The following is a 22969-nucleotide window of genomic DNA, read 5'->3' on the forward strand; positions in this document are numbered from 1 at the left end:
AAGTAGCGTGTTTTCACTGCCTCGAAAAAATGTTAGTCAAAAGATTACTCCAATATCTGAATCTTCTTAATTGAAGAAGTTTCTCACAACCACATGTTACGTGAGGTTGCGCAAAAGTTCAACCGATAAAGCGATCGGAACAAAAACAATAAATAAAAAGAAGAACCGCAACTTTTTGAGTAGGATGACCTTGCTCAATCAAGTTGCGGTAGTTTGAATACTAAGGGTGATTTGATACTTTATTGGTTATTCAAAATGCGTGACAAGAACTCTTTCGTACGTGTTTCCTTTGGATGAACGAAGATATCTTCAGGACTTCCTTCTTCCGCAATCACACCTTTATCCATGAAGATCACTCGGTCAGATACCTCTTTCGCAAATTCCATTTCATGGGTTACGATGATCATTGTCAATCCAGTATGGGCTAGATCTTTGATCGTATTCAAAACTTCACCAACCATTTCAGGATCAAGGGCAGAAGTTGGCTCATCGAAGAGCATCACATCAGGGTTCATTGATAGAGCACGAGCGATAGCGACCCGTTGTTTTTGACCACCAGATAGTTGAGAAGGGCGAGCTTCGATGTATTGTCTCATACCGACTTTTTCTAGGTTTTCGATTGCCACTTTACGGGCATGCTCTTTCTCTCTTTTTAAGACAGTAGTTTGTCCAGAAATACAATTTTCTAAAACATTCATATTATTGAAAAGATTGAAAGATTGGAAAACCATACCGACATTTGTCCGATACTTTGGTAAATTATATTTTGGTGCTAAGACGTTTTCGTTGTTGTAAATGATCTCGCCGCCTGATGGTTTTTCTAGTAAATTGATACAACGTAAGAATGTTGATTTACCTGAACCAGAGGAACCGATGATGGTTACGACTTCCCCTTTATTGACGGTCATGCTAATATCTTTCAGCACTTCATTGTCGCCGAATTTTTTACTTAAATGATTGATTTTGATGATATTCTCACTCATAGGACTGCCTCCTTATTCCTGTAGGTTCGCGTTGTTGACTTCTTCAATTTTTGTATACGCAGTAGGTCCGTCGATTTTCTTCTCAATCACACGTAAGATTCTTGTGATCGTGAAGGTCATGATCAAGTAGATGATCCCAACGATCGTGAATGTTTGGAAGAATTGGAAGTTGGCACCAGAGGCAGAGTTCCCTTGGAAGAATAGATCTGCTACACCAATGACACTTAATACGGCGGTGTCTTTGATATTGATGACAAACTCATTTCCAGTAGCCGGTAAAATATTTCTCAATACTTGCGGAATCACTACTTTACGCATCGTTTGACTGTGTGTCATGCCGATCGCTTGGGCTGCTTCAAATTGTCCGCCATCTACTGCAAAAATCCCACCACGTACAATCTCAGTCATATATGCACCAGTGTTAATCGAAACGATGAACAACGCAGCAATCGTGCGATCCAGAGAAATACCAAAGGCTAGAGCCAATCCATAGAAGATGACCATGGCTTGAACCATCATTGGTGTACCACGGAAGACTTCGATATAAACAGATAACAAGAAATTAGCTACTTTTTGGAAGAAGCGTGTCACTTTATTATCAGATTCTGGAATTGAGCGAAAGACGCCAATCAATAAACCCAATGTTGTTCCTACAACTGTACCGATCAATGCGATAAATAGTGTCAAACCAGCTCCTCGTAAGAACATGTTGCCATATTGATCCCAGATCGTCTTGAAATCATGGAGCAAGCCAGTTTCTTCTGCATCTCCATCCGTTGACGCAGGTTGGTCTTCAATGGCTTGGTCCATGATAGCAATACGATCATCATGAGAAATGCCACTTAATATTTGGTTGACTTGTTGGAGATCAGGATCACCTTTACGCATCCCTACAGCAATCTGGACATCCTCGGGATTTGTTTGAAAGCCATTTGCTTCATCTAGTTCGAGCATTTTCAAGGCTGGGTTAACGCTTGTGGCTGTTACGCCTTCTGGACGTTCGCTGACGTAACCGTCAATCATGCCAGAAGCTAGTGCTGTTCGCATGGCTGAAAAGTTATCCATTGCTTGTTGCTTGTCCACTCCTGGGATCTGATCGATCACGTTATAGTGGAATGTATTCAATTGTGCAGTGATTTTTGCGCCAGAAAGATCTTCTAAACTAGTCGCATTCGCAAACTTACCATCTTTTTGTACGACGATCACAAGTTCTGATTCATAGTATGGATCAGTAAAGTCGATTTCCTTTTTGCGTTCTGCCGTTGGACTCATGCCGGCAATGATTGCATCGATCTTTCCGGATTGAAGGGCAGGCGGTAAACCGTCCCATTTCGTTTGGACAATGACTAGTTCTTTACCTAAACCTTCAGCTACCTTTTTGGCAATTTGAACATCATATCCGCCAGCAAAGCTATTTTGTCCTTGAATTGGATAGGCATTGTTTGCATCTGTTTGTTGAGACCAGTTAAAGGGCGCATAACCAGCTTCCATTCCGACACGAAATTGATCGCTCGGTGTTTTATCATCTGCATGAGCCAAAGTGGTCAAGCTAAAGATCGATAGAATAAACGTAAAAATTAGAGTGAGTGTAACTGAATTTTTTTTCATCTGTCTTCTCCTTTTTGTTTGTTCACGTACGTGGTCCTTCAGACATATACTGATAAGACCAACGTTCGCTCAGCTTCTTTGGCTGGTAACCAAAGCGCTTTGACACGAGTGGTCGAATACATGCATTGCAGTTGCTTATCAAGGAGAAATAAAAAACGACCACTTTGTAGGTACAAAAGGGCCGCTAAATTTCACAGAGTGATAAACCTCTCACAAAACATAGCGCAACTTAGCATCACTGCTAAGACAGTCCGTAAGCTGTTAACTTACGTCCCAACATACTTTTTAAGCAAAAAAAAGTACATTTCGGCGATCCTCCCTAGCCCTGCTTCCACATGTTTGCTCCACTCCACAGGTTTAATGATTCTCGCGACCTCTACCTCATTGATTGAGGCATCTCGTATTCAGTTATTTATACAAAAAATAGTCTACGATAGAGTAGCCACTTTGTCAATGAGAAACTACATTTTTGCAGAAAAAAGTTGATAAATAAAGAAAAATACTGTTTATTTAATTTCTTTCATGAAAAAAGGAAAAGAGAATGTTTTCAAAAAAAGAATAATTATACATTTTATGCAAAACTTAAATGATAGTAAAATAACGAAAAACAGACTGCAAAATCACGCAGTCTGTTTTCTTTTTTATCTAAAAATATTTTAAGCTGTAGCTTTCTTAGGTTCACGACCAAGAATGGCTTGTAAAATAACTGTTACCCCATAAATAGCTAAAACGAGATAGATCAAACTAGAGTATTGTGTGATCCCCCAGCCCCATGTGCGATAAACAACTAATGTAATTGCTAGAACAATTGCTGCCAATACATTGAAAAAGGCAAACGCCCATAGATTTCCATTTTCTTTACGTACTAAATAGAAGATAGAGAAATAAATACTTAATGCTAACCAAGCGATACATGCTAAAATAACGCCCCAATAAATTAAGAATGCAACCATATTGATTCACCTCATTTCATACTAAAAATATACAGATCATTGGTATTGTAGCACGTTTTCATTGTTTTGTCAGTGATGTTTGTGAGTATTTTCTCAAAAAAAATCTCTGAATTTTCATTCGATTGAGGGTATGTTTCATTTTATTTCGATTATAATAGAAGAGAGGTGAGTGATAAATGTTGGAACAAACAATTGAAGAAGCAGCGACAGCGATAATTGAAAGTCAAAAACTGACCTTTCTAACAGGGGCAGGTGTGTCCACACCTTCTGGAATACCTGATTACCGTTCACTAACAGGTGTTTATCAAGGGCTGGATCGTCCAGAATATTTATTGAGTCATCAAGCGATGGATGAAGAACCACAAAAATTTTATTCGTTTCTCAAACATCTTTATCATCCCGAAGCACGCCCGAATATCATCCATCGAGAAATCGTAGAGTTGGCTAAAGAAAAAGAGGTATGGGTCGTTTCGCAAAATATCGATGGGTTACATGAGAAAGCTGGAAGTAAAAAACTAGTTAATTTTCATGGGAATCTGTATCATTGTTATTGTCGAAACTGCCATCAACCTGTTGACTGGCAAGATTATCTTACCAGTGATAAGCATCAACTGTGTGGTGGCCAAATTCGCCCAGATATTGTGTTATATGGAGAAGGGTTCCAGGATGAAGTATTAGAGCAAGCAGCTTTTGCTGTCAGTCAGGCCGACTTGATTGTGATTGTAGGGACAAGTTTCCAAGTCCATCCTTTTTGTGATTTGATCCAGTTTCGCTCACCACAAGCGAAACTATTAGTCATCAATCAGACCCCTGTCTATCTATCAGAGGCGTACCGATTTGTCCAAACAGATGGAACGAAGGTGTTCAAAAAAGTACAGGAGAGTGTAAAATGACAGCTAAAACAGAAAAAGAAAAAATGATTGCAGGCGAACTTTATTTTGCGGGTGATCCAGAATTATCAGCCGATAGAAAATTTGCTCGAAGTCAAAGCCAGATCATCAACCAAGCGGAAACAAGTGAACTTCGCAGTCAATTACTTAAAGAGACATTTGGTGCTACCGGCGAGAAGATTTATATGGAACCGACAATCAATTTTGATTACGGCTATAATATTTATGTAGGTGAGAATTTTTATGCGAACTTTAATTGTACATTCTTAGATGTCAGTACGATCAAAATTGGTGATAACTGCATGTTTGCCCCTAATGTTCAGCTTTATACTGCCACACATCCACTACATCCAGTGAAGCGAAATAGTGGGTTAGAATTTGCTAAACCAATCGAGATCGGCAATAATGTGTGGCTAGGTGGTGGAGTGATCATCACACCTGGAGTGACTTTAGGAGACAATGTCGTGGTCGGGGCGGGAGCAGTCGTGACCAAATCGTTCCCAGATAATGTAGTAATCGCAGGGAATCCGGCACGGATCATCAAACGCATCGATGAACCAATGCCTGAAGAGGCATTGGAAGAGTTGAGACAATCGATTGATCAAATCGATCACCAATTAGTAGAACTACTTGAAAAAAGAATGACTACCGTCACGAAGATCGGTGACGTCAAACAAGCAACTAACCAAGCGGTTTATGATAAAAAAAGAGAACAACAAGTGTTGGATAAAGTTGCTAGTTGGTTGAAAACACCAGAATACAGTGAGACGATCTTAGCTACTTATGCAGATATCATGAAGCACTCACGAAACTATCAAAAGAAACGAATGGAGTAGATAAATGATTGAAGGAGAAACTCGCCGAAAAGAAATTATTGAAACGCTAGTTGATGCAGAGAAACCTGTCAGTGCCAGTAAGTTTGCTACTCGTTTTGGTGTCAGCCGCCAAATCATTGTAGGAGACATTGCGTTGCTACGAGCGGCAGGAGAAGCGATCGTGGCGACGGCCAGAGGATATCTTTTGGAAGATGAACAAGCCAAAAATGGGTTCATCAGTAAAATCGCAGTACAACATCAGAGAGAACAAACAGAGGAAGAATTACAGTTGATCGTTGCTCATGGTGGCGAGATACTAGACGTTATCGTTGAGCATCCCTTGTATGGCGAACTGACAGGAATGCTTCATATCAAGACAGCAGAAGATATTCGTTCATTTATGAAACGTTATCGGAAAAGTCAGGCTTCGTTATTGTCTGAATTAACGGATGGGATCCATCTGCATACGATCCGTTACTCACATAAGGAAGTATTGCAACAAATCAAACAAGGCTTGGCAGAAGCAGGTATCTTGTTCGAAGGGAATCAATAATTTACTTTATGAGATTGAGATAGGAGTGTTTTTACTTCTATCTCAATCTCATTTTTTCTTTATTTATAAAATAATTGATTTATGCTATGGCAAAACTTTAACTATACTGAACAGAAATGCTACAAATACTTTTATTGAAAGAGGGAGAAAAATGCTTCGAGGAACAAATCAAAAAAATTCTTTGCTTTGGAGTAGCTGAAAGCAATTTGGAACAACAGTTGAATGATAGAGAACTCAGGAAAAAAACAAATCCATATGACCCATTGGTTTATATGGACGGGTTAGTCGACGATCTCATTCAACAACCTTTTGAGAATTTCTCTCTTCAACCTAAAGAGTTGATTGACCAAATAAAAGCAGGTAGCAAATATCCACTATGGGAAGAGATTCAAGCCATCATGATGGAGGACCCAAGGTTTCAATTGCAAAGCAAGTAAACGGTCCGTGTCAAGGAGCCTTCTCGCTGACTAAGTTAAAAATACGTATTCGAAAACGAATGGATAAAAAATAATAATTATTTGGAGGTCAACGATGTTAGATCAAACAACAACTGACTCAACGAATGAATTTAGAAAAAAATTGGATATATTAGCTTTGTCTTTATCACTACAAGAAAATATCAATAATTTTGGTTTAAATAAAGATTATCAATTATTATTCTCAACGTATATTCAAATGATTCGTGATGATCAAGATGATTTTTTTATTGAAAAGAGACAAAAAGAAAATATCATTGAATCGCTAAATCGGACAATAGATTTTTATGATTTTGAGAAAATAGAACAAGTTCAAATGATCTTGGAAAAATTGAGAAATAATGATCCAACAGATTTCATACTTATTCCCTCTTCATTTTATCCAGGGGAGTATGGAGAGATTTCGTCGCATACATGTGGATTAACAGTCTATAAAAAGAATAACTCTTTTGTAATTATGAAGGTGGATAAAGAGAAAGGATTCGATGATCAAACTGTTTCTTATTTTGAGATTCCTCCAACAAATATTTTGAAATTAAGTCAACTATTTCTTGATGAGCGATTTCATGAAGTTCGAAAACCCTATTTTGTATTGAACAGATTAGCAACTCTTTCCATCCAAAACGAATCGATCGGTATACCGGCCATCACGATGAAAGGACAAAAGAGTGGAAATTGTTCCGTTAGCGAAGTCGATGCTTCTTTAAAAACAATTTTATATAATTGTAGAAAAGATCTCTTTTCTTTAGATACGAGTGAGCAAGTGACGCCTAAATGGCATTCAGAACATGCTGAATCAATTTTGGAAATGCGTAATCGATTTCTGATTGCTTTAAAAGGAAAGAATCCAGAGCTAAATCGGCAGTTGGATTATATATACCTTTATTATTTATGTAAAAAAGGGCAGCTCAAAAGTGAATTTTTAAAAAATATTTATACTAAAAATCGTCGATGGCATCTACAAATTCAGTTTCTTTTTAAGGAAGATCCATATATTTCAGCAATATTCAATAATCCTGGACAACTCCCAACTATAGATGAGAACCTGATCCAAGAAAAATCCAACAATATCATTAAGTCACTGGGCATTCATTCTACGAGTAAGCTTGCAGAGTTTTCTGCTGATGATTTAATAGAATATCTTAATCGAAAAAAGTACATAACCAATATAATCAATGGTCGTTTACCATTTATCCAGGTTCCGATAGCTAAGGAAATGATCCAACGAATGATAGCTAGTTTAGAAAAGAAAAAACAGGAAGTACAAGGGGAATTACACCAACGCAAAGTATCAAAAGAAAGAAAGATAGAACAGAAACTGAGCGAACCTGTATCGATCCATGACCCGCAGAAAATGATTTCTCCAATAGAAAAAAATGTCGAGAACTTAAAACACATATTGATTTTTGGTGAAGATAAGAATAGAAAAGGCTTAATTGAAAAATTGGATCATTTAGATCATAGACAAAAAAAGATACCCTATGATCCGAAAGTCTACATAGAAATGATTTTTCATGCCTTAAAAAAGCGTTCATTTAATTCCATGGATTTAGAAAGAGCAATACAAGACAATCCTCTACTTAAAGAAATCATTCACGTAATAAGAGAAAGTACAGATTTGAACTTAAATGCTGTTTATCCAATGCAATTATTGGAAGAGAGCCAAAAATATGCACAAACAATGGAACCTGATAATCAAATCCTTGAAGAGATTGCAGATGCGGGGATCCAAAACCTATTGCTCCATCATTCTGAATTGATCCTGATTGAAGCGGTAAAAAAAAGAGAAGAGGTTGAGATATGGGTACCATTAGATTCGCTTCATCAGCAAATGGATCAAATAATGGACGGTTTTAGAAATGATGTGTTTGATCATGCTCTGCGAGTTTTGTATCTTCAAAGAAATCAACTACAAGGTAGACTTGTTTTTTGGAAAAATGAGCAAAGAGTAGTTGCGCCATGGGAGCGTGAGCCAGAATTATGGGCAAATCGTGTGCCAAAATCAGTTATCAAAAATAACACCTTTCCTATAGAGGTAACCAAAAAAGCAACTATCGATGTGCTTCCACCGTTAAATGAAGAGACAAAGAAATATGAACGGACATTCACTTCGCTAGATACGATCGAACCACAAAAAGCTAAGGTAGTAGTCAATGATAACCTTAAGGATTTCAAGAGTGTCGTTACCCAATTAAGCACGATAGTAAAAGAAGACCAAGTTATAGTGGCCAAAATTCGTTCAAATGAACAGAAGAGTGAATTGGACAATCTTAAAAGATGCTTATTTGGAAAAGAAACTTCACAAAATAAGGAAGGGGTTATAAAGGAATCCTTAGATGAGCTTAAGCTGTGCAAAAATGTAAGTACGCTATTTGAACAGATAGTGCCTGAAACCAGAGGCAAAATGAAGCTAGAGCCACTACAAAAACCAATAAAACGAGTGGTTGATCAAGCGACTGATCAATCAATTCAAAAAAAAGTCAAACGTATCAAATAAGAATGGTAGAAACGAATGATCGAAGCACGAACACTAGAAAGAAAGCTAAAAGTAAATCCCATTGCTTTAGTAGTATTGTGACTCGGTTCAATAATCTATTTAAAAAAGGGAGAAGCATTCCAGCAGAAAATGAGACAACCAAACAAACCAATCCAGAAAACGTTAGGATGGCTACATTGTTAACTGATTTCCGACCAACTAAATTTGGAAAGAATTTCGGGATACCCCAGAAAAAAACATACCAACAAAAAACAATGTCGGAACGTTGAGTAACCAAAATCCGAAGGACAAGATGACTGAAAGTGGTAATGATTTCAACAAATAAGCAGAGATGCTTGCATTGTTTTTTTCTTTAGAAAAAGAATAAAAGACTATGAAGACTATAGTAAAAAGTTTATAAGACAACAATAAGATAAGCAAAGCAAGAAAGATCGAGCAACGCTGATGTCTGTGCCAATGCAAGGTTTTTTGAAAATGAGAATTGAACAAGTAGGAAATCCCGAAACAGTCAATTATCGATGGAAAACTTAATGTAGCTGAGGTGAGCGCACAACTAAAAACGTGTAATCAAGTTCTTCTTCAACAAGATAAATAACTTCTACGAACATAAGCGAAATCCCTCTTGTAGAGAGAATAAAACAGAAGATGTTAGACAAACAAAAGAAGCTTGAGTTTGAAAAAAGAGTGACTATGCTCGCATTATTGTTAACTTTAGAGACAAAGGACAAAGAGTTTGTCCAGATAGCTGACTATAAATGATTGATATCCACGGACGTAAAATGCTGGAATCAGAGATGATCTTTTACGGTAGAAAAAATGAACAGAGAAAAGCAAATGAAGTTGCTTTTCTCTGTTCATTTTTGTGATTATCCATTATTACTCGATCACCAAGACGCCTTCTTTTAAGGCAAAAGGATTTTGGTCGTTGATATGGTCATAGAACATTACGCCATTGATATGGTCAATTTCATGTTGCACCACGATTGATTCGTAATTCTTTAAACGGATTTTTTGTTTCTCCCCATTTTTGTCATAATACGAAAGCGTGATTTTTGCATGGCGCACAACATACCCAGGAACTTCACGATCGACTGATAAACAGCCTTCACCTTCACCCAAGCAAGCATTCTGGACGGAATGGCTCAAGATTTTTGGGTTATACATGACCGTACTCAACGTCGGTTTTGTGATTTCTGGATCTGGATTTGGTACGTGGACCGCAATGATCCGTTTTGAAATATCAAGCTGGGGCGCAGCTAGGCCGACACCACCACGTAAATTTAATTCTTCTGCTTTGATTGGATCTTGACTATTTTTAAGAAATTCCAACATTTCTTCTCCTAATAAAAGATCTTCCTCACTGAGTGGAAGAGTGACTTCTTGCGCGACTTCACGTAATGTTGGATTGCCTTCTCGAATAATATCATCCATTGTGATCATGGAATATGTACCCCTTTCTTATCAAACACTCTCTTTTCGGTTAATAGTTTACCATAAATTTGAAAAAGTAGTAGCCTGATTGTTTAATCAACTAGATTTTCTTAAGGATTCTACACTTGATTTATTAGAAAGATTCAGGTAAAGTATAGCTGTATGTTTAAAGCATATGTCCTGTTACTTGGTTAAACGAATCACCAACGTTTTACTCAGTCACAGGGGAATAATTAAACGAGGTGAAAGAAATGGCAATTTCAAAAGAACGTAAAAACGAAATCATCAAAGATTACGCACGTCATGAAGGAGATACTGGTTCTCCAGAAGTACAAATCGCTGTATTAACTGAAGAAATCAACCACTTGAACGAACATGCACGTGTTCACAAAAAAGATCATCATTCATACCGTGGTTTGATGAAAAAAGTTGGTCATCGTCGTAACTTGTTAGCTTACTTACGTAAAACTGACGTTCAACGTTACCGTGAATTGATCCAACGTCTAGGCTTACGCCGTTAATTTTTAACAGAAAGTGGGGTTCGCGTGAATCTCACTTTTTTACTTTAAACTATCAAACATTTCTGTGAATCAGCTCGATGGACTCCTACTAACCAAATGAAAGGTGCAAAAGCTCGCTTTCGCGGTTTTCGTTTGTTTAGTAGCGTCTAGCGTTCACGAGAAAGAAAAGGAGTATTTATGTCAGAAAAACAAGTTTTTAAAACGACATGGGGCGGACGTCCCTTAGAGATCGAAGTTGGCCAATTAGCCAAACAAGCCAATGGAGCAGTATTAGTTCGTTATGGGGATACGGTCGTATTAAGTGCGGCAGTTGCTTCAAAAGAAGCGAAAGATACAGATTTCTTCCCATTGACGATCAATTATGAAGAAAAAATGTATGCAGCTGGTAAGATCCCAGGAGGATTTATCAAACGTGAAGGTCGTCCAAGTACGGAAGCAACCCTGACTGCTCGTTTGATCGACCGTCCGATCCGTCCAATGTTTGCAGAAGGTTTCCGTAATGAAGTCCAAGTCACAAATATCGTGATGAGTGTAGAAACAGATTGTTCCCCAGCAATGGCAGCAATGTTAGGTTCTTCCCTAGCTTTATCGATTTCAGATATCCCTTCGATGGACCGATCGCAGGTGTTGAAGTTGGTCGTGTCAATGGTGAATACGTCTTGAACCCAACAGTTGAACAAGCAGAGACTACCGATATCGAATTAAGCGTAGCTGGTACAAAACAAGCAATCAACATGGTTGAAAGTGGCGCGAAAGAAGTTTCTGAAGAAGATATGCTGGGCGCATTATTATTTGGATTTGACGCAATCAAAGAATTAGTCGCATTCCAAGAAGAAATCGTTCAAGCTGTCGGCAAAGAAAAAATGGAAGTTTCTTTATTACAAGTCGATGCTGATTTGAAAAAAGAAATTTTTGATGCATCGTATGGCACGATGAAAGAAGCGGTCATGACAGAAGAAAAATTAGCTCGTGAAGAGAATATCGCCCAAGTAAAAGTCGATATTCGCGAAGCTTATGCAGAGAAATTTGCGGGTCATGAAGAGGAAGCGCAATTACTAAAAGAAGTAAAACAAATTACGGAAGATCTTGAAAAAGACGTCGTTCGTGAGTTGATCACGATTGACAAAATCCGTCCTGATGGTCGTAAATTAGATGAGATCCGTCCTTTAGCATCAGAAGTTGGCTTGTTGCCACGTGTTCATGGTTCTGGATTATTTACTCGTGGACAAACACAAGCACTATCATCATGTACATTGGCACCTTTAGGGGAACACCAAATCATTGATGGCTTAGGTGTAGAAGTCAGCAAACGATTCATCCATCACTATAACTTCCCACAATTTTCTGTGGGTTCAACTGGTCGTGCCGGATCACCAGGTCGTCGTGAAATCGGTCATGGTGCATTAGGTGAACGTGCATTAGCACAAGTGATTCCTTCAGAAGAAGAGTTTCCTTACACGATCCGTCTAGTGGCAGAAGTACTTGAATCGAATGGTTCATCTTCTCAAGCAAGTATCTGTGCAGGTACTTTAGCATTGATGGACGCAGGTGTGCCAATCAAAGCACCTGTAGCTGGTATTGCTATGGGATTAGTATCTGATGGTGAAAACTATACGATTTTAACAGACATCCAAGGTCTAGAAGACCATTTAGGCGACATGGACTTCAAAGTTGCCGGAACAAAAGATGGGATCACAGCACTACAAATGGATATCAAGATCCAAGGTATCACGGAACAAATCTTAAAAGAAGCATTGGCACAAGCAAAACAAGCACGTATGGAAATCTTAGAAGAATTGACTTCAACGATTGCTACACCACGTGAAGAGCTTAGCCAATATGCACCGAAAATCGAAATGATCCAAATCGATCCTGCGAAAATCAAAGATGTCATCGGTAAAGGTGGCGATACGATCAATGGAATCATTGATGAAACAGGCGTGAAGATTGATATCGATCAAGACGGTAAAGTAAGTATTGCTTCTTCTGATAAAGAAATGATCCAAAAAGCAATCAAGATCATCGAAGATTTGACAAAAGAAGTCAAAGTTGGCGAAGTCTACCTTGGTAAAGTTGTTCGTATCGAAAAATTCGGTGCATTTGTCAACTTGATCAAAGGGAAAGACGGCTTAGTCCATATTTCTCAATTAGCGAATGAACGTGTAAACAATGTAGAAGACGTTGTAAAACTAGGCGATGAAGTGTTGGTGAAAGTGACAGAGATCGACAAACAAGGCCGGGTGAATCTTTCAAGAAAAGCAATGTTGAACGAAGAGGACAAGAAGTAATTCTATCATTTTAAGATAAAAGTTTTTTAATAAGCGTACTACTACGAAAATAATTTTATATTTTCAAAAGTAGTACGCTTATTTTTTTAATCGTTAAAGAAAAGGCATAGAGGGTCAATTTAAATTTTCTTAAAAAACACTTAGTTATTTAAAGTGCAAAAGGAGGAATGGAAATGATCCATTTTTTATTCTCATTAATAGTAGGTGGCATATTAGGATTCGTTGCTGGAGCTGTTCTTAATGAAGATGTACCAGGAGGCGTCACTGGAAATATTATTATTGGTTTCTTTGGAAGTTGGTTAGGTGAATTTGTGTTAGGCGATCTAGGTCCATCTATCAGTGGCTTTTATCTTATCCCATCCTTGATCGGGGCACTCGTTTGTTTAGCTCTCTACTCATTTACTGCTGATTATTTAAGAAGGCATCGTTGACTTAGTTATTTTTATCGAATTGATTGACACCAAGGTTGAATCCTTGGATAATTAGGTGAAATTTAGGTCAATCATAGGATTGGAGAAATGAGGGGGAACAGTGACAACAAAGCATAACACAAAAAAAATCTCGATGGCAGGGTTACTAGTAGCCATGGGAGTTGTTTATGGAGATATTGGTACAAGTCCGCTTTATGTAATGAAAGCAATCGTAGAAGACAATGGCGGCTTGCGAGGGATCAACCCAGATTTTGTTATCGGAGCAGTCTCCTTGATTTTTTGGACTTTGACATTATTAACAACGATCAAATATGTCGTGATTGCATTAAATGCAGATAACCATGGGGAAGGTGGTATCTTTTCTTTATATACTTTGGTTAGAAAAGGCGGTAAATATCTGATCATACCTGCAATGATCGGTGGCGCAGCATTGTTAGCAGATGGCGTACTGACACCTGCTGTAACGGTTACGACCGCTATTGAAGGATTACGTGGGATTCCACAATTCTTTGACCGTTTCGGCAATGACCAGAACATCATCGTTATTATTACTTTAGTTATTATTTTTGTTTTATTCATGGTCCAACGATTTGGCACAGAAGTCGTTGGGAAAGCATTTGGACCGATTATGTTTTTATGGTTCACCTTTTTAGGTGCTATGGGCATGTTTAATTTCAGTCAAGACTGGACAGTGATCCGTGCCTTAAATCCTTATTATGCAATCCAGTTGCTATTTAGTCCTGATAATAAGCTAGGTTTATTCATTCTAGGAAATATCTTTTTGGCTACTACTGGGGCGGAGGCGCTTTATTCTGACCTAGGACATGTCGGAAAACGAAACATCCGTTTAAGCTGGCCGTATGTCAAAGTATGTTTGGTCTTGAATTATTTTGGGCAGGCAGCATGGCTGTTGAATGTCTATCAAAATCCAGAAACACAAGCAATCGAAAACTTGAATCCATTTTTCAAAATGATGCCGGCTAGTTTTACAGTCATCGGAGTAGGATTTGCAACGATTGCAGCTGTTATCGCTTCGCAAGCACTAATTACTGGATCATTTACTCTAGTTTCAGAAGCAATCAAATTGAAATTATTGCCTCGATTGAAAATCATGTATCCTGGAAGCAGCATCGGACAAATGTACATTCCGGCAGTGAATTTGATTCTATGGATTGCTTGTTCACTGGTTGTCGTTACCTTTAGAACCTCACATCATATGGAAGCTGCGTACGGACTGTCCATTACCGTAACGATGTTGATGACGACTGCCTTACTTTATTTCTATTTGCTCCAAACTGGCTATCCGAAGTGGTTGGCTCATACAATTACCTTTTTCTTTGGGGCAATCGAAGTCGTCTTCTTTATTTCAAGTATCGTGAAGTTCTTCCATGGCGGTTTTGTCGCTGTGTTGATTGCTTTAGTCATTCTAGCAGTCATGTTTGTTTGGGAACAAGGAAATATCATTCGTGAATCGGTCGCAGAAGAAGTGGCATTAAAAGAATATATTCCACAACTTCAAGCATTGAAAGAGGACAAGACCTTACCAATGTATCAAACTAATGTGGTTTTCTTAGTGCCGGATATGGCAGATGGGAAGGTCGGTCGCCAGTTTGTGTATTCCATTTTAGATAAACGACCAAAGCGGGCGAAGGCCTATTGGTTTGTCCATGTAGAAGTAACCGATGAACCCTATACGAAAGAATATCAAGTGGATATGATGGGGACCGATTTCGTTATTCAAGTGAACCTATTCTTAGGATTCCGCGTGCAACAAGAAATCAATGTCTACGTTCGACAAATCATCCACGATTTAATGAAACAAGGACGTCTACCAAAACAACCACAGACGTATTCATTGACTCCAGGAAGAGAAGTCGGCGATTTCCAATTCATCTTGATCGACGAAGTAGTTTCCAATGTAACAACTCTTGGGAAATGGGAACGACAAATCATGCAAGCTAAACTTGCCATCAAGAAAATCGCTACGACGCCAGAAACATGGTTTGGTTTAGAATACAGTGAAGTCAAACATGAAACAGTACCTTTGCTGATTGGTGGAACAAGAAAAACATGGTTGAAAGAACGGAAAAAATAAGTAGATAAAGCGTTAGATTATGCTATACTAAAACTGAAAAGAGGGGTTGCAATAACAACTCTCTTTTGATAGCGTTGTTTAAAAAACAGCGGCATAGGTTTAGTTAATTGTTGTAAAAATAACCGTCTTAAGCCGAGGACGGTTATTTCTTTTTGTCGTTGTTAAGCAATGCTACAACCAACGTGACCAGAGCGACGGTAAACATACCAAAGCTGAGCATCAATTGGACTGTATCGAGTGCCGACAAAAGGCGTCTCCTTTCATAAGAGTTAGAAAGTATGGGCATACGCACCACCTCACTTGCGGAAGGATAGCCATTTTCATTGAACTGTACTGTCACATAATAGCATAGCACATGCGCACATTTTAAACCTTAATTAATAAATTTCTTGTTATTGAATAGCTGTTGAATGTTAGTGACACAAGTGAATAAATCCTTCCATTATTTAGAGTGATCTAGTGGGAGAAGCAGAAATCAAAAGCCTCCTAGTTATACTCTTTTTACGAAAAGTTGTACAATTAAAATGGAAAAGTGAGGCGAAACAAATGGTAGTAAATTTTGTCATATTATTTTTGATGATAGCAATCACTGCTTTTTTTGTTGCGAGTGAATTTGCTTTAGTAAAAATCAGACGTTCCCGTTTAGAGCAATTGGAAAAAGACGACGTGAAGAACGCTAAACTAGCGTTACATGTGACCCACCATTTAGACGATTATTTATCTGCAAGTCAGTTGGGTATCACATTAACAGGCTTGATCATTGGTTGGGTTGGCGAAGGTTCTGTGGCAGCATTATTGGAACCCTGGATCGGTCAACTTCCGATTGGACGGGGAATAAGTGCAACGATCTCTGTCGCATTAGGGTTCATTCTGGTGACATATGTCGACGTTGTGGTGGGAGAACTTTTGCCGAAAAGTTATAGTATCGTCAATACGGAACAAGTTGTGTTATTCGTAGTCAGACCCTTGCATTATTTTTATCTGGCGATGTTTCCTTTCATCTGGGTATTGAATCATTCGGCAGCAAGCTTAGGTAAATTGCTAGGCGTGAAGCTAGTATCAGAAGGTGAAGAAACACTCTCACAAGAAGAATTGACTTTAGTTGCCCTCAACTCTTACCAGCAAGGTGAGTTGACAAAGGATGAATACCAGTACTTAGAAAATGTCTTTGAGTTTGATGACACGCTGGCAAAAGACATTCAAGTCGATCGGACATCGATGCAAGTATTTGATGCGTCAGATACAGTCAAACAAGCCATCAAGGAATCGATTGAACGCGGGCATACGAGATATCCTGTCATACTGGAATCCAAAGATAATGTGTTAGGATACGTTACATTACCTGCGTTGATCAAACAATCTTTAGAGGATGACCAGATAACGGTGGAGTCTCTGATTGAAGAACCAATCGTGACAGCAGAAACTATCCCCATCAAAAAACTATTGACGATCATGCGAAGAAAAGGAAAACATATAGCGATCTTAAAGGATGAATATGGTGGAACAAGCGGTCTTGTTACGATTGAAGATATTTTAGAGGAAATCGTCGGCGAAATTCGAGACGAAACAGACGTGGATCAAGCTTTGATTGCGAAACAAGAAGATGGTAGCTATATTGTTTCAGGAAAATTGACCTTAGATGATTTTGAGCGCTACTTCAATGAGGATGTTCCAGAATTTGAAGAGACGAATTTCATCACTCTCGCTGGTTTTATGTCGAGCTATCAAAAAGATATCGAGGCAGGTACAGTGATTACGATCGGTCAATTTCAATTCACCGTTTTGGAATATGATCATGCGCATATCGACTATTTCAGCTTGATTATTTTACCAATGAATCCATAAAAAAAAGTGTTCTTCCAATAAGTATAGGAGGAACACTTTTTCTGAATCTAATAACTGATTTCAGCATCTTCAATTGAAAATTGCTGTTGTTCGGCATCTAACTGTTTCAAATGTTTTACAGCGCGGATATAAGAGTAGAGCAAGACGATTACAGAACCAGCCCAAGCAAGTGGTGAAGCGAGAGCGGCTCCTGGATAGCCCCAGATTCCAGTCAGAATAATTGCAGCAAAAGAACGCATGATCAGTTCCATCATCCCTGCAATCGTCGGTACTTTACTTTGACCAAGTCCTTGTAAAGTGTAACGTAAGATGAATAGGATAGCTAAGATCCAGTAAAGAGAGCCATTGATGTTGAAATACGTTTGCGCCAAATCAAAAACGACAGTTTCATTTGCGCTGACAAACAAGCTTACCAATGGTCGGCCAAGGAAAATAACAATTGCTCCGGCTAAGAAACTAAAGCCAATACTCATGACTAATGTTTGACGAACGCCTTTTAAGATACGTCCATATTGTTTCGCTCCATAGTTTTGTGCTGTAAAAGTCGCCATCGCAATCCCAAAGGACATCATAGGTTGAACAGCAAATTGATCGATTCGACCAGCTGCGGCTTGGGCAGCGACGACATCTGTACCTAAGCTGTTTAATGCAGATTGCAGGACGATTGCACCAATCGCAATGATCGAAGATTGGAAAGCCATTGGTAAAGCAACATTTAAATGTGTGCGGATCTCTTGTTTATCGAACGAAAAATCTTTTTTACGTAACTGAAGCATCGGAATCTTTTTCTTGATATAGACGATACATAATAGACTAGAAGCAATTTGCGCAATCACTGTTGCAATAGCAGCACCTTCTACTCCCATACCGAAGTTGATAATAAAGATCAAATCCAAGACAACGTTGATAATTACCGCAACGATCAAAAAGAGTAAAGGCGTTCGACTATCACCAAGTGCGCGAATAACATTTGACAATAAATTGAAGCTGACGGCAGCAAAGATTCCCCATAGGATGATCACGATGAATGTTTGTGCTTCATCAATGATATCTGCAGGTGTTTGCATCAACTGAAGCATCGGACGAATAAATACTAAGCTAAGGACGGTTAAAATCACAGTAATAATGACACTAATCATGACACTTGTAGCAAAACTTTTTTTCAAACCACGGAAGTCTTTCGCACCATATCGTTGTGCGGTAATAATGGCTAAACCAGCGGTTAGACCTTGAGCAAAGCCAATAATCAAGAAAGTTAATCCACCGGTAGCTCCTACAGCAGCTAGTGAGTTTTTCCCTAATGTCTGCCCAACGATGATCATATCAACCATGTTGTAAAACTGCTGAAAAACATTGCCTATCAATAAAGGGACAGTAAATAGCAAAATCAGTTTGGCTGGGCTTCCTTTTGTTAAATCGCGCATCTTGTAAACTCCTTATTTCTTTTAAAATTTAGTTAGTAGTATATAGTGTTTACCCTTGGAATACCAATTAGAATCTCATGATAAATAAATAGCTAAAATGCTTTATGTTTTCTGGAAATTTTCAGAGAAGGTCATCATAAAAGTAGCCAAGAAGTGAGTCTGCGATGAAAATCAAAGAGTCAACTACTTGGCTATCGTGCAAAACAAAGGGTTTATTTTAGTACTGTTTAATTTCACTTGGGAGAAGAATGGTTTCTCTGGTCCCATCATCATAGGCAAATACTTGCGCCGGATACTGTGGAGAATAAGGGAATGGCAAATCGATCCCCATCTCAACGGTACTGCCTGCTTGAGAAAAATGCAAGGTTACTTTCCCATGATTATTAATTAAATCAAAAGCTAAAATATTATCTAATGGAATAACACCCTTAAGGTCTAAATCAATAATGAACCAAATACTATCGATCAGTTCATCTGGTAAACTTGATACCACACCTAATGATGCGTATCGATTACGGTTATTATCAAAACTTTCAAACATCGGCTTAGCCTCCTTTGTCTAAAAAACCGAAATGACGAGAACAACATATTATTATCAGGATAAACGAGTTATACTTTTTTAACGTTGGTTCATTCTAATAAACATTTATACAAAATGCAACAATATTTGCATACTTTTTTTTAAAGTATAAGAATTTTTTAAGAGGTCATGCAAAAACCTTATTATATAAGGTTTTTTAAGCTTGTAGGGAAATACAAATAAGGGGTAATAAATAGGAAACTACTGGTCTTTGAAATACTTTTTTAAGAGAGAAATAAAAAACGAAGCAATGACACTAGTCATCGCTTCGTTGATCAAAAGACGTTTATTCTTCAGTTGAACCAATCACTTCTGGTTCAGCTGCTTCACCAGTTGGTTCTTCTTCTTCTGTTGGTGCAACAACTGCGGCGATTTGTTCTTCTCCATCAGTAATGATCGTGTATGCGTCATTTTTCGGTAGATCCGCTACAGTGATCGAATCACCTAATGCTAAATCAGTGATATCCACTTCGATGTTTTCTGGTAATTGATCTGGTGTAGCAGAAACAATCACAGTATATAGGTTTTGAGCCAATACACCACCAGATTTCACACCAGTAGATTCACCGACAAGGACAACTTCTGTTTCGACTTCTGTTTCTTCTGTCATATTAACAGATAGGAATTCCACGTGTTCTAATTGGTTGGTAAATGTGTTTGATTGGATTTTATGAACAAGTGTGTTGACTTTTTTTCCTTCAATGTTCATTGTGATAACTGTGTTTGCGGCATTCTCACGCAATACTTTACTAAATGTCGCACTATCAAATGAGATTGGCGTGCTTTCTACATTGTAGCCATAAACGATTGCAGGAACTTTTCCTTCATGACGCAATTTGTTTCTCAACGAACGGGGACGTACTTCTCTTTTACTTACTTCTAATGATACTGACATAACCAAAATTCCTCCTTAAAATGTGACTGTCTGCTTTGGTGTCAGACAGATTTTATTTAAGTGAATGTCACATGGTCTCTTGCACATTATCAGGTAGCGCGAAAAAACGCAAAAAGGCAGATGCGCGCATCTGCCCTTAAAAAGTCAGAATTCAACTTTTCTCCACCAGGTCATTACGCTGTGTATGAGAAATCCAATTCACTTTACTCTTTAACCGTAACGCGAATTTCTAAGTAAGTCAAGGAAACAACTTAGCGTTTCCATTTTGCAAGGTGTAAGTTTAAGGTTATAATGCGTATGTAGCTAGGAGAGGAAGCAGTTATGCGGTTAGATAAATTAATAGAAAAAGAATTAGAAACGTCACGTAAAGAAATGAAACGACTTTTTGCGATGAAACTCGTACGTATCGATGGTAAAGTGGAACAGAAACAGAATCGTAATGTGGATAGTTTGCTTCACTGTATCGAAGTGGATGGCGTAAAGCTACATACAAATGAAGTATACTTTATGCTGAATAAACCGAAAAGAGCAGTAACAGCGGTGACAGACATGCACAAAACGACTGTTATCGATTTGTTGGCTTCAGCCGACCGCACCCAGCCTTTGTATCCAGTGGGGCGATTAGATCGTGATACAACAGGGTTATCGCTAATCACTTCAAATGGACAATTAGGCTATGAAATGTTACTGCCTGAGAAGAAAGTGAAGAAAACATACGTAGCAGTCGTCAATGAACAAGTGACAGAAGATGATCAAGTTGCTTTTGAAAAAGGGATCATCTTTGATAGTGGCTATCAGTGTTTGCCAGCCCATCTAGAAGTCTTGGATATCCAACAAGGTCAAAGTATCGTACGCCTGACGATCCAAGAAGGAAAATTCCACCAAGTGAAAAAAATGTTTTTGGCTTATGGAAAAAAAGTGACTGCGTTACAACGTATCAGCATGGGCCCATTACAGTTAGATCCACATTTAGCTGAAGGTTCATATCGTTCATTGACGTTAGACGAACTAAAAAAACTGAAAAAATATTTTAAATAGAAGAAAATAGGAGAATCAGATGAAATATCATACATTATTATTTGACGTAGACGATACGTTGTTAGATTTTCAACAAACAGAAACAGAAGCCTTGCACCAACTCTTTGCGGAACAAGGCATTGAACTGACACCAGAGATCAGAACAAGTTATAAAGCATTGAATCATCATTTATGGCGAGAATTTGAAAAGGGGCAGATGACAAGAGATGAAGTGACAGGCAACCGCTTTGGTCTGTTGTTCCAACAGTTCGGCAAGACCGTAGATAGCCAAGCGATGGATCAACGGTATCGACATTATTTGAATCAGGGCCATCATTGGATTCCTGGAAGCCATGAATTACTGGAAGCAGTGTCAAGTGAAGCAGAACTTTATATAGTGACGAATGGAGTTTCTCAAACCCAACATCAACGATTAACAGATGCTCGGATGATTCATTATTTTCGAGAAATTTTTGTCTCAGAAGCGATTGGCGCACAAAAGCCAATGAAGGCTTTTTTTGATCACGTGTTTGCTAATATTCCTGAGTTGGACAAAGAACGAACGGTTATTATCGGTGATTCACTGACTTCTGATATCAAAGGTGGAAATGAAGCAGGGATCGATACGATCTGGTTCAATAAAAATAAGTTGCCTGAAATACCAGAGATCCAACCAACCTATCGGATTGATTCTTTAGAAGAACTTTACCCGCTCTTGGAAATCTCACCTCATTAATTTTCAGAAAAATAGTGCATTTTCCTTTTTTTTCGCTATAATAGATTAGAATGAAAAAACGGATATGAAAGAGGTTTTAGTCAATGACAAAAAGCAAGCCAATTATCATTGGTGTGACGGGCGGATCGGGAAGCGGAAAGACAAGCGTCAGCCGAGGGATTTTTAGTCACTTTCCAGACCACTCCATCATGATGCTTGAACAAGATTCTTACTATAAAGATCAAAGTCATCTTAGCTTTGAAGAACGGTTGAATACAAACTACGATCATCCTTTTGCCTTTGATAATGAACTGCTGATCCAGCACGTTGAAAAACTACTGAACTATGAAGCCATTGAAAAACCAGTCTATGATTATGTTGCCCATACGAGAAGTCAAGCAACAATCATCCAAGAACCAAAAGAAGTGATTATTTTGGAAGGTATCTTGATTTTAGAAGACGAGCGTTTACGTGATTTGATGGATATCAAGATCTATGTAGATACAGACGATGACATTCGGATCATTCGCCGGATCAAACGTGATATGGAAGAGCGCGGCCGTACCTTAGATTCTGTGATCGAACAATATTTAACAGTCGTTAAGCCGATGTATCATCAGTTTATTGAACCAACAAAACGTTACGCTGATATTATCGTCCCAGAAGGTGGCGAAAATCACGTAGCTATCGACTTGATCACAACGAAAGTTGCTAGTTTTTTGAATCATCAGTAAAAAGATGAGAACAGATGTTAGAACTGAAGTAGCTGTTATGCCTATCTTCTAAAACCAAATAAACGGTGTTTTATAAGTAACTTCTGTGGGTAACAAGCCATAAAGGAAGTGCTCAAATCCGAGAAATAAGCGTGAAAAACCGAAAATTTCCTTTGAATTTTTGGGGTTTTACGCTTATTTCTGAAGGAGCTACTTCACGTTGTTTATTCGGGATTAGG

General features: G+C 38.4%; 20 protein-coding genes, 1 pseudogene and 1 riboswitch. Of the genes and pseudogenes, 13 read left to right on the forward strand and 8 right to left on the reverse strand.

The window, feature by feature from the left end:
• Nucleotides 1-239 precede the first annotated feature (239 nt).
• The 3 genes from CYK55_RS01130 to CYK55_RS01140 all read right to left on the reverse strand — a co-directional run bounded on the left by CYK55_RS01130 (nt 240) and on the right by CYK55_RS01140 (nt 3544).
• Nucleotides 240-983, reverse strand: a complete 744-nt coding sequence (locus tag CYK55_RS01130) for an amino acid ABC transporter ATP-binding protein (protein WP_034689236.1) — start codon at nt 981-983, stop codon at nt 240-242.
• A 12-nt stretch (nt 984-995) separates the two neighbouring features.
• Nucleotides 996-2591 carry an ABC transporter permease subunit gene (locus CYK55_RS01135; protein ID WP_034689235.1) on the reverse strand — a complete coding sequence of 532 codons (1596 nt, stop codon included), beginning with the start codon at nt 2589-2591 and terminating at the stop codon, nt 996-998.
• Nucleotides 2592-2803: 212 nt separating this feature from the next.
• A riboswitch (Lysine riboswitch) is annotated at nt 2804-2978 on the reverse strand.
• Between the two features lie 269 nt (nt 2979-3247).
• Complete coding sequence (locus CYK55_RS01140; RefSeq protein WP_010734383.1) at nt 3248-3544, reverse strand: hypothetical protein; 297 nt, start codon at nt 3542-3544, stop codon at nt 3248-3250.
• 176 nt (nt 3545-3720) lie between these two features.
• On the opposite strand from CYK55_RS01140, the gene CYK55_RS01145 reads away from it, so the two are divergent.
• The 5 genes from CYK55_RS01145 (at nt 3721) to CYK55_RS01165 (ending at nt 8775) form a co-directional block, all read left to right on the forward strand.
• Nucleotides 3721-4437 (forward strand): NAD-dependent protein deacylase, encoded by a 717-nt coding sequence (locus tag CYK55_RS01145; protein WP_034689234.1) that lies wholly within the window; start codon nt 3721-3723, stop codon nt 4435-4437.
• Nucleotides 4434-5270 carry a chorismate mutase gene (locus tag CYK55_RS01150; RefSeq protein ID WP_034689233.1) on the forward strand — a complete coding sequence of 279 codons (837 nt, stop codon included), beginning with the start codon at nt 4434-4436 and terminating at the stop codon, nt 5268-5270. Before CYK55_RS01145 ends, CYK55_RS01150 begins: the two co-directional genes overlap by 4 nt.
• A 4-nt stretch (nt 5271-5274) precedes the next feature.
• Nucleotides 5275-5802, forward strand: a complete 528-nt coding sequence (locus CYK55_RS01155) for a transcription repressor NadR (RefSeq protein ID WP_034689232.1) — start codon at nt 5275-5277, stop codon at nt 5800-5802.
• Between the two features lie 206 nt (nt 5803-6008).
• Nucleotides 6009-6239, forward strand: coding sequence for a hypothetical protein (locus CYK55_RS01160; protein ID WP_241234783.1), 231 nt, complete (start codon nt 6009-6011; stop codon nt 6237-6239).
• 94 nt (nt 6240-6333) lie between these two features.
• Entirely contained in the window at nt 6334-8775 is a 2442-nt protein-coding gene (locus CYK55_RS01165) for a hypothetical protein (RefSeq protein WP_126133816.1), read from the forward strand.
• A gap of 876 nt (nt 8776-9651) precedes the next feature.
• Here CYK55_RS01165 and def read toward each other — a convergent pair.
• Nucleotides 9652-10215, reverse strand: a complete 564-nt coding sequence (gene def, locus CYK55_RS01170) for a peptide deformylase (RefSeq protein WP_034689228.1) — start codon at nt 10213-10215, stop codon at nt 9652-9654.
• Between the two features lie 242 nt (nt 10216-10457).
• Here def and rpsO point away from each other — a divergent pair, with 242 nt between their 5' ends.
• The 4 genes and pseudogenes from rpsO to CYK55_RS01190 all read left to right on the forward strand — a co-directional run bounded on the left by rpsO (nt 10458) and on the right by CYK55_RS01190 (nt 15541).
• On the forward strand, nt 10458-10727 hold the full coding sequence (gene rpsO / locus CYK55_RS01175) for a 30S ribosomal protein S15 (protein WP_010734375.1): 270 nt from the start codon (nt 10458-10460) through the stop codon (nt 10725-10727).
• 177 nt (nt 10728-10904) lie between these two features.
• A pseudogene (gene pnp / locus CYK55_RS01180) lies at nt 10905-13015 on the forward strand (polyribonucleotide nucleotidyltransferase).
• Nucleotides 13016-13188: 173 nt separating this feature from the next.
• A complete protein-coding gene (locus CYK55_RS01185; RefSeq protein WP_010734373.1) occupies nt 13189-13446 on the forward strand; it encodes a GlsB/YeaQ/YmgE family stress response membrane protein in 258 nt (85 codons plus the stop codon).
• A gap of 100 nt (nt 13447-13546) precedes the next feature.
• Nucleotides 13547-15541, forward strand: coding sequence for a KUP/HAK/KT family potassium transporter (locus CYK55_RS01190; protein WP_126133817.1), 1995 nt, complete (start codon nt 13547-13549; stop codon nt 15539-15541).
• A 142-nt stretch (nt 15542-15683) separates the two neighbouring features.
• On the opposite strand, the gene pepG1 is transcribed toward CYK55_RS01190, so the two are convergent.
• A complete protein-coding gene (pepG1, locus tag CYK55_RS01195; protein ID WP_126134420.1) occupies nt 15684-15827 on the reverse strand; it encodes a type I toxin-antitoxin system toxin PepG1 in 144 nt (47 codons plus the stop codon).
• Between the two features lie 260 nt (nt 15828-16087).
• Between pepG1 and CYK55_RS01200 the strand changes: the two genes are divergently transcribed.
• Entirely contained in the window at nt 16088-17386 is a 1299-nt protein-coding gene (locus CYK55_RS01200) for a hemolysin family protein (RefSeq protein WP_034689247.1), read from the forward strand.
• A gap of 47 nt (nt 17387-17433) precedes the next feature.
• Here CYK55_RS01200 and CYK55_RS01205 read toward each other — a convergent pair whose 3' ends face one another.
• From CYK55_RS01205 to CYK55_RS01215, 3 genes are all read right to left on the reverse strand, one after another.
• Nucleotides 17434-18810: an MATE family efflux transporter gene (locus tag CYK55_RS01205; RefSeq protein WP_034689225.1), complete on the reverse strand. Its 1377-nt coding sequence runs from the start codon at nt 18808-18810 to the stop codon at nt 17434-17436.
• Between the two features lie 217 nt (nt 18811-19027).
• On the reverse strand, nt 19028-19351 hold the full coding sequence (locus tag CYK55_RS01210) for a DUF960 domain-containing protein (RefSeq protein ID WP_034689224.1): 324 nt from the start codon (nt 19349-19351) through the stop codon (nt 19028-19030).
• A gap of 325 nt (nt 19352-19676) precedes the next feature.
• Nucleotides 19677-20285: a 50S ribosomal protein L25/general stress protein Ctc gene (locus CYK55_RS01215; RefSeq protein WP_034689223.1), complete on the reverse strand. Its 609-nt coding sequence runs from the start codon at nt 20283-20285 to the stop codon at nt 19677-19679.
• Between the two features lie 321 nt (nt 20286-20606).
• Here CYK55_RS01215 and CYK55_RS01220 point away from each other — a divergent pair, with 321 nt between their 5' ends.
• The 3 genes from CYK55_RS01220 to udk all read left to right on the forward strand — a co-directional run bounded on the left by CYK55_RS01220 (nt 20607) and on the right by udk (nt 22751).
• Nucleotides 20607-21323, forward strand: a complete 717-nt coding sequence (locus CYK55_RS01220) for a 16S rRNA pseudouridine(516) synthase (protein WP_034689222.1) — start codon at nt 20607-20609, stop codon at nt 21321-21323.
• Nucleotides 21324-21342: 19 nt separating this feature from the next.
• Nucleotides 21343-22038 carry a YjjG family noncanonical pyrimidine nucleotidase gene (locus CYK55_RS01225; protein ID WP_010734364.1) on the forward strand — a complete coding sequence of 232 codons (696 nt, stop codon included), beginning with the start codon at nt 21343-21345 and terminating at the stop codon, nt 22036-22038.
• 83 nt (nt 22039-22121) lie between these two features.
• Nucleotides 22122-22751 carry a uridine kinase gene (gene udk / locus CYK55_RS01230; RefSeq protein ID WP_010734363.1) on the forward strand — a complete coding sequence of 210 codons (630 nt, stop codon included), beginning with the start codon at nt 22122-22124 and terminating at the stop codon, nt 22749-22751.
• Nucleotides 22752-22969: the final 218 nt, after the last annotated feature.

The sequence above is a fragment of the Enterococcus mundtii genome (assembly GCF_003957375.1).
Classification (GTDB): domain Bacteria; phylum Bacillota; class Bacilli; order Lactobacillales; family Enterococcaceae; genus Enterococcus_B; species Enterococcus_B spodopteracolus.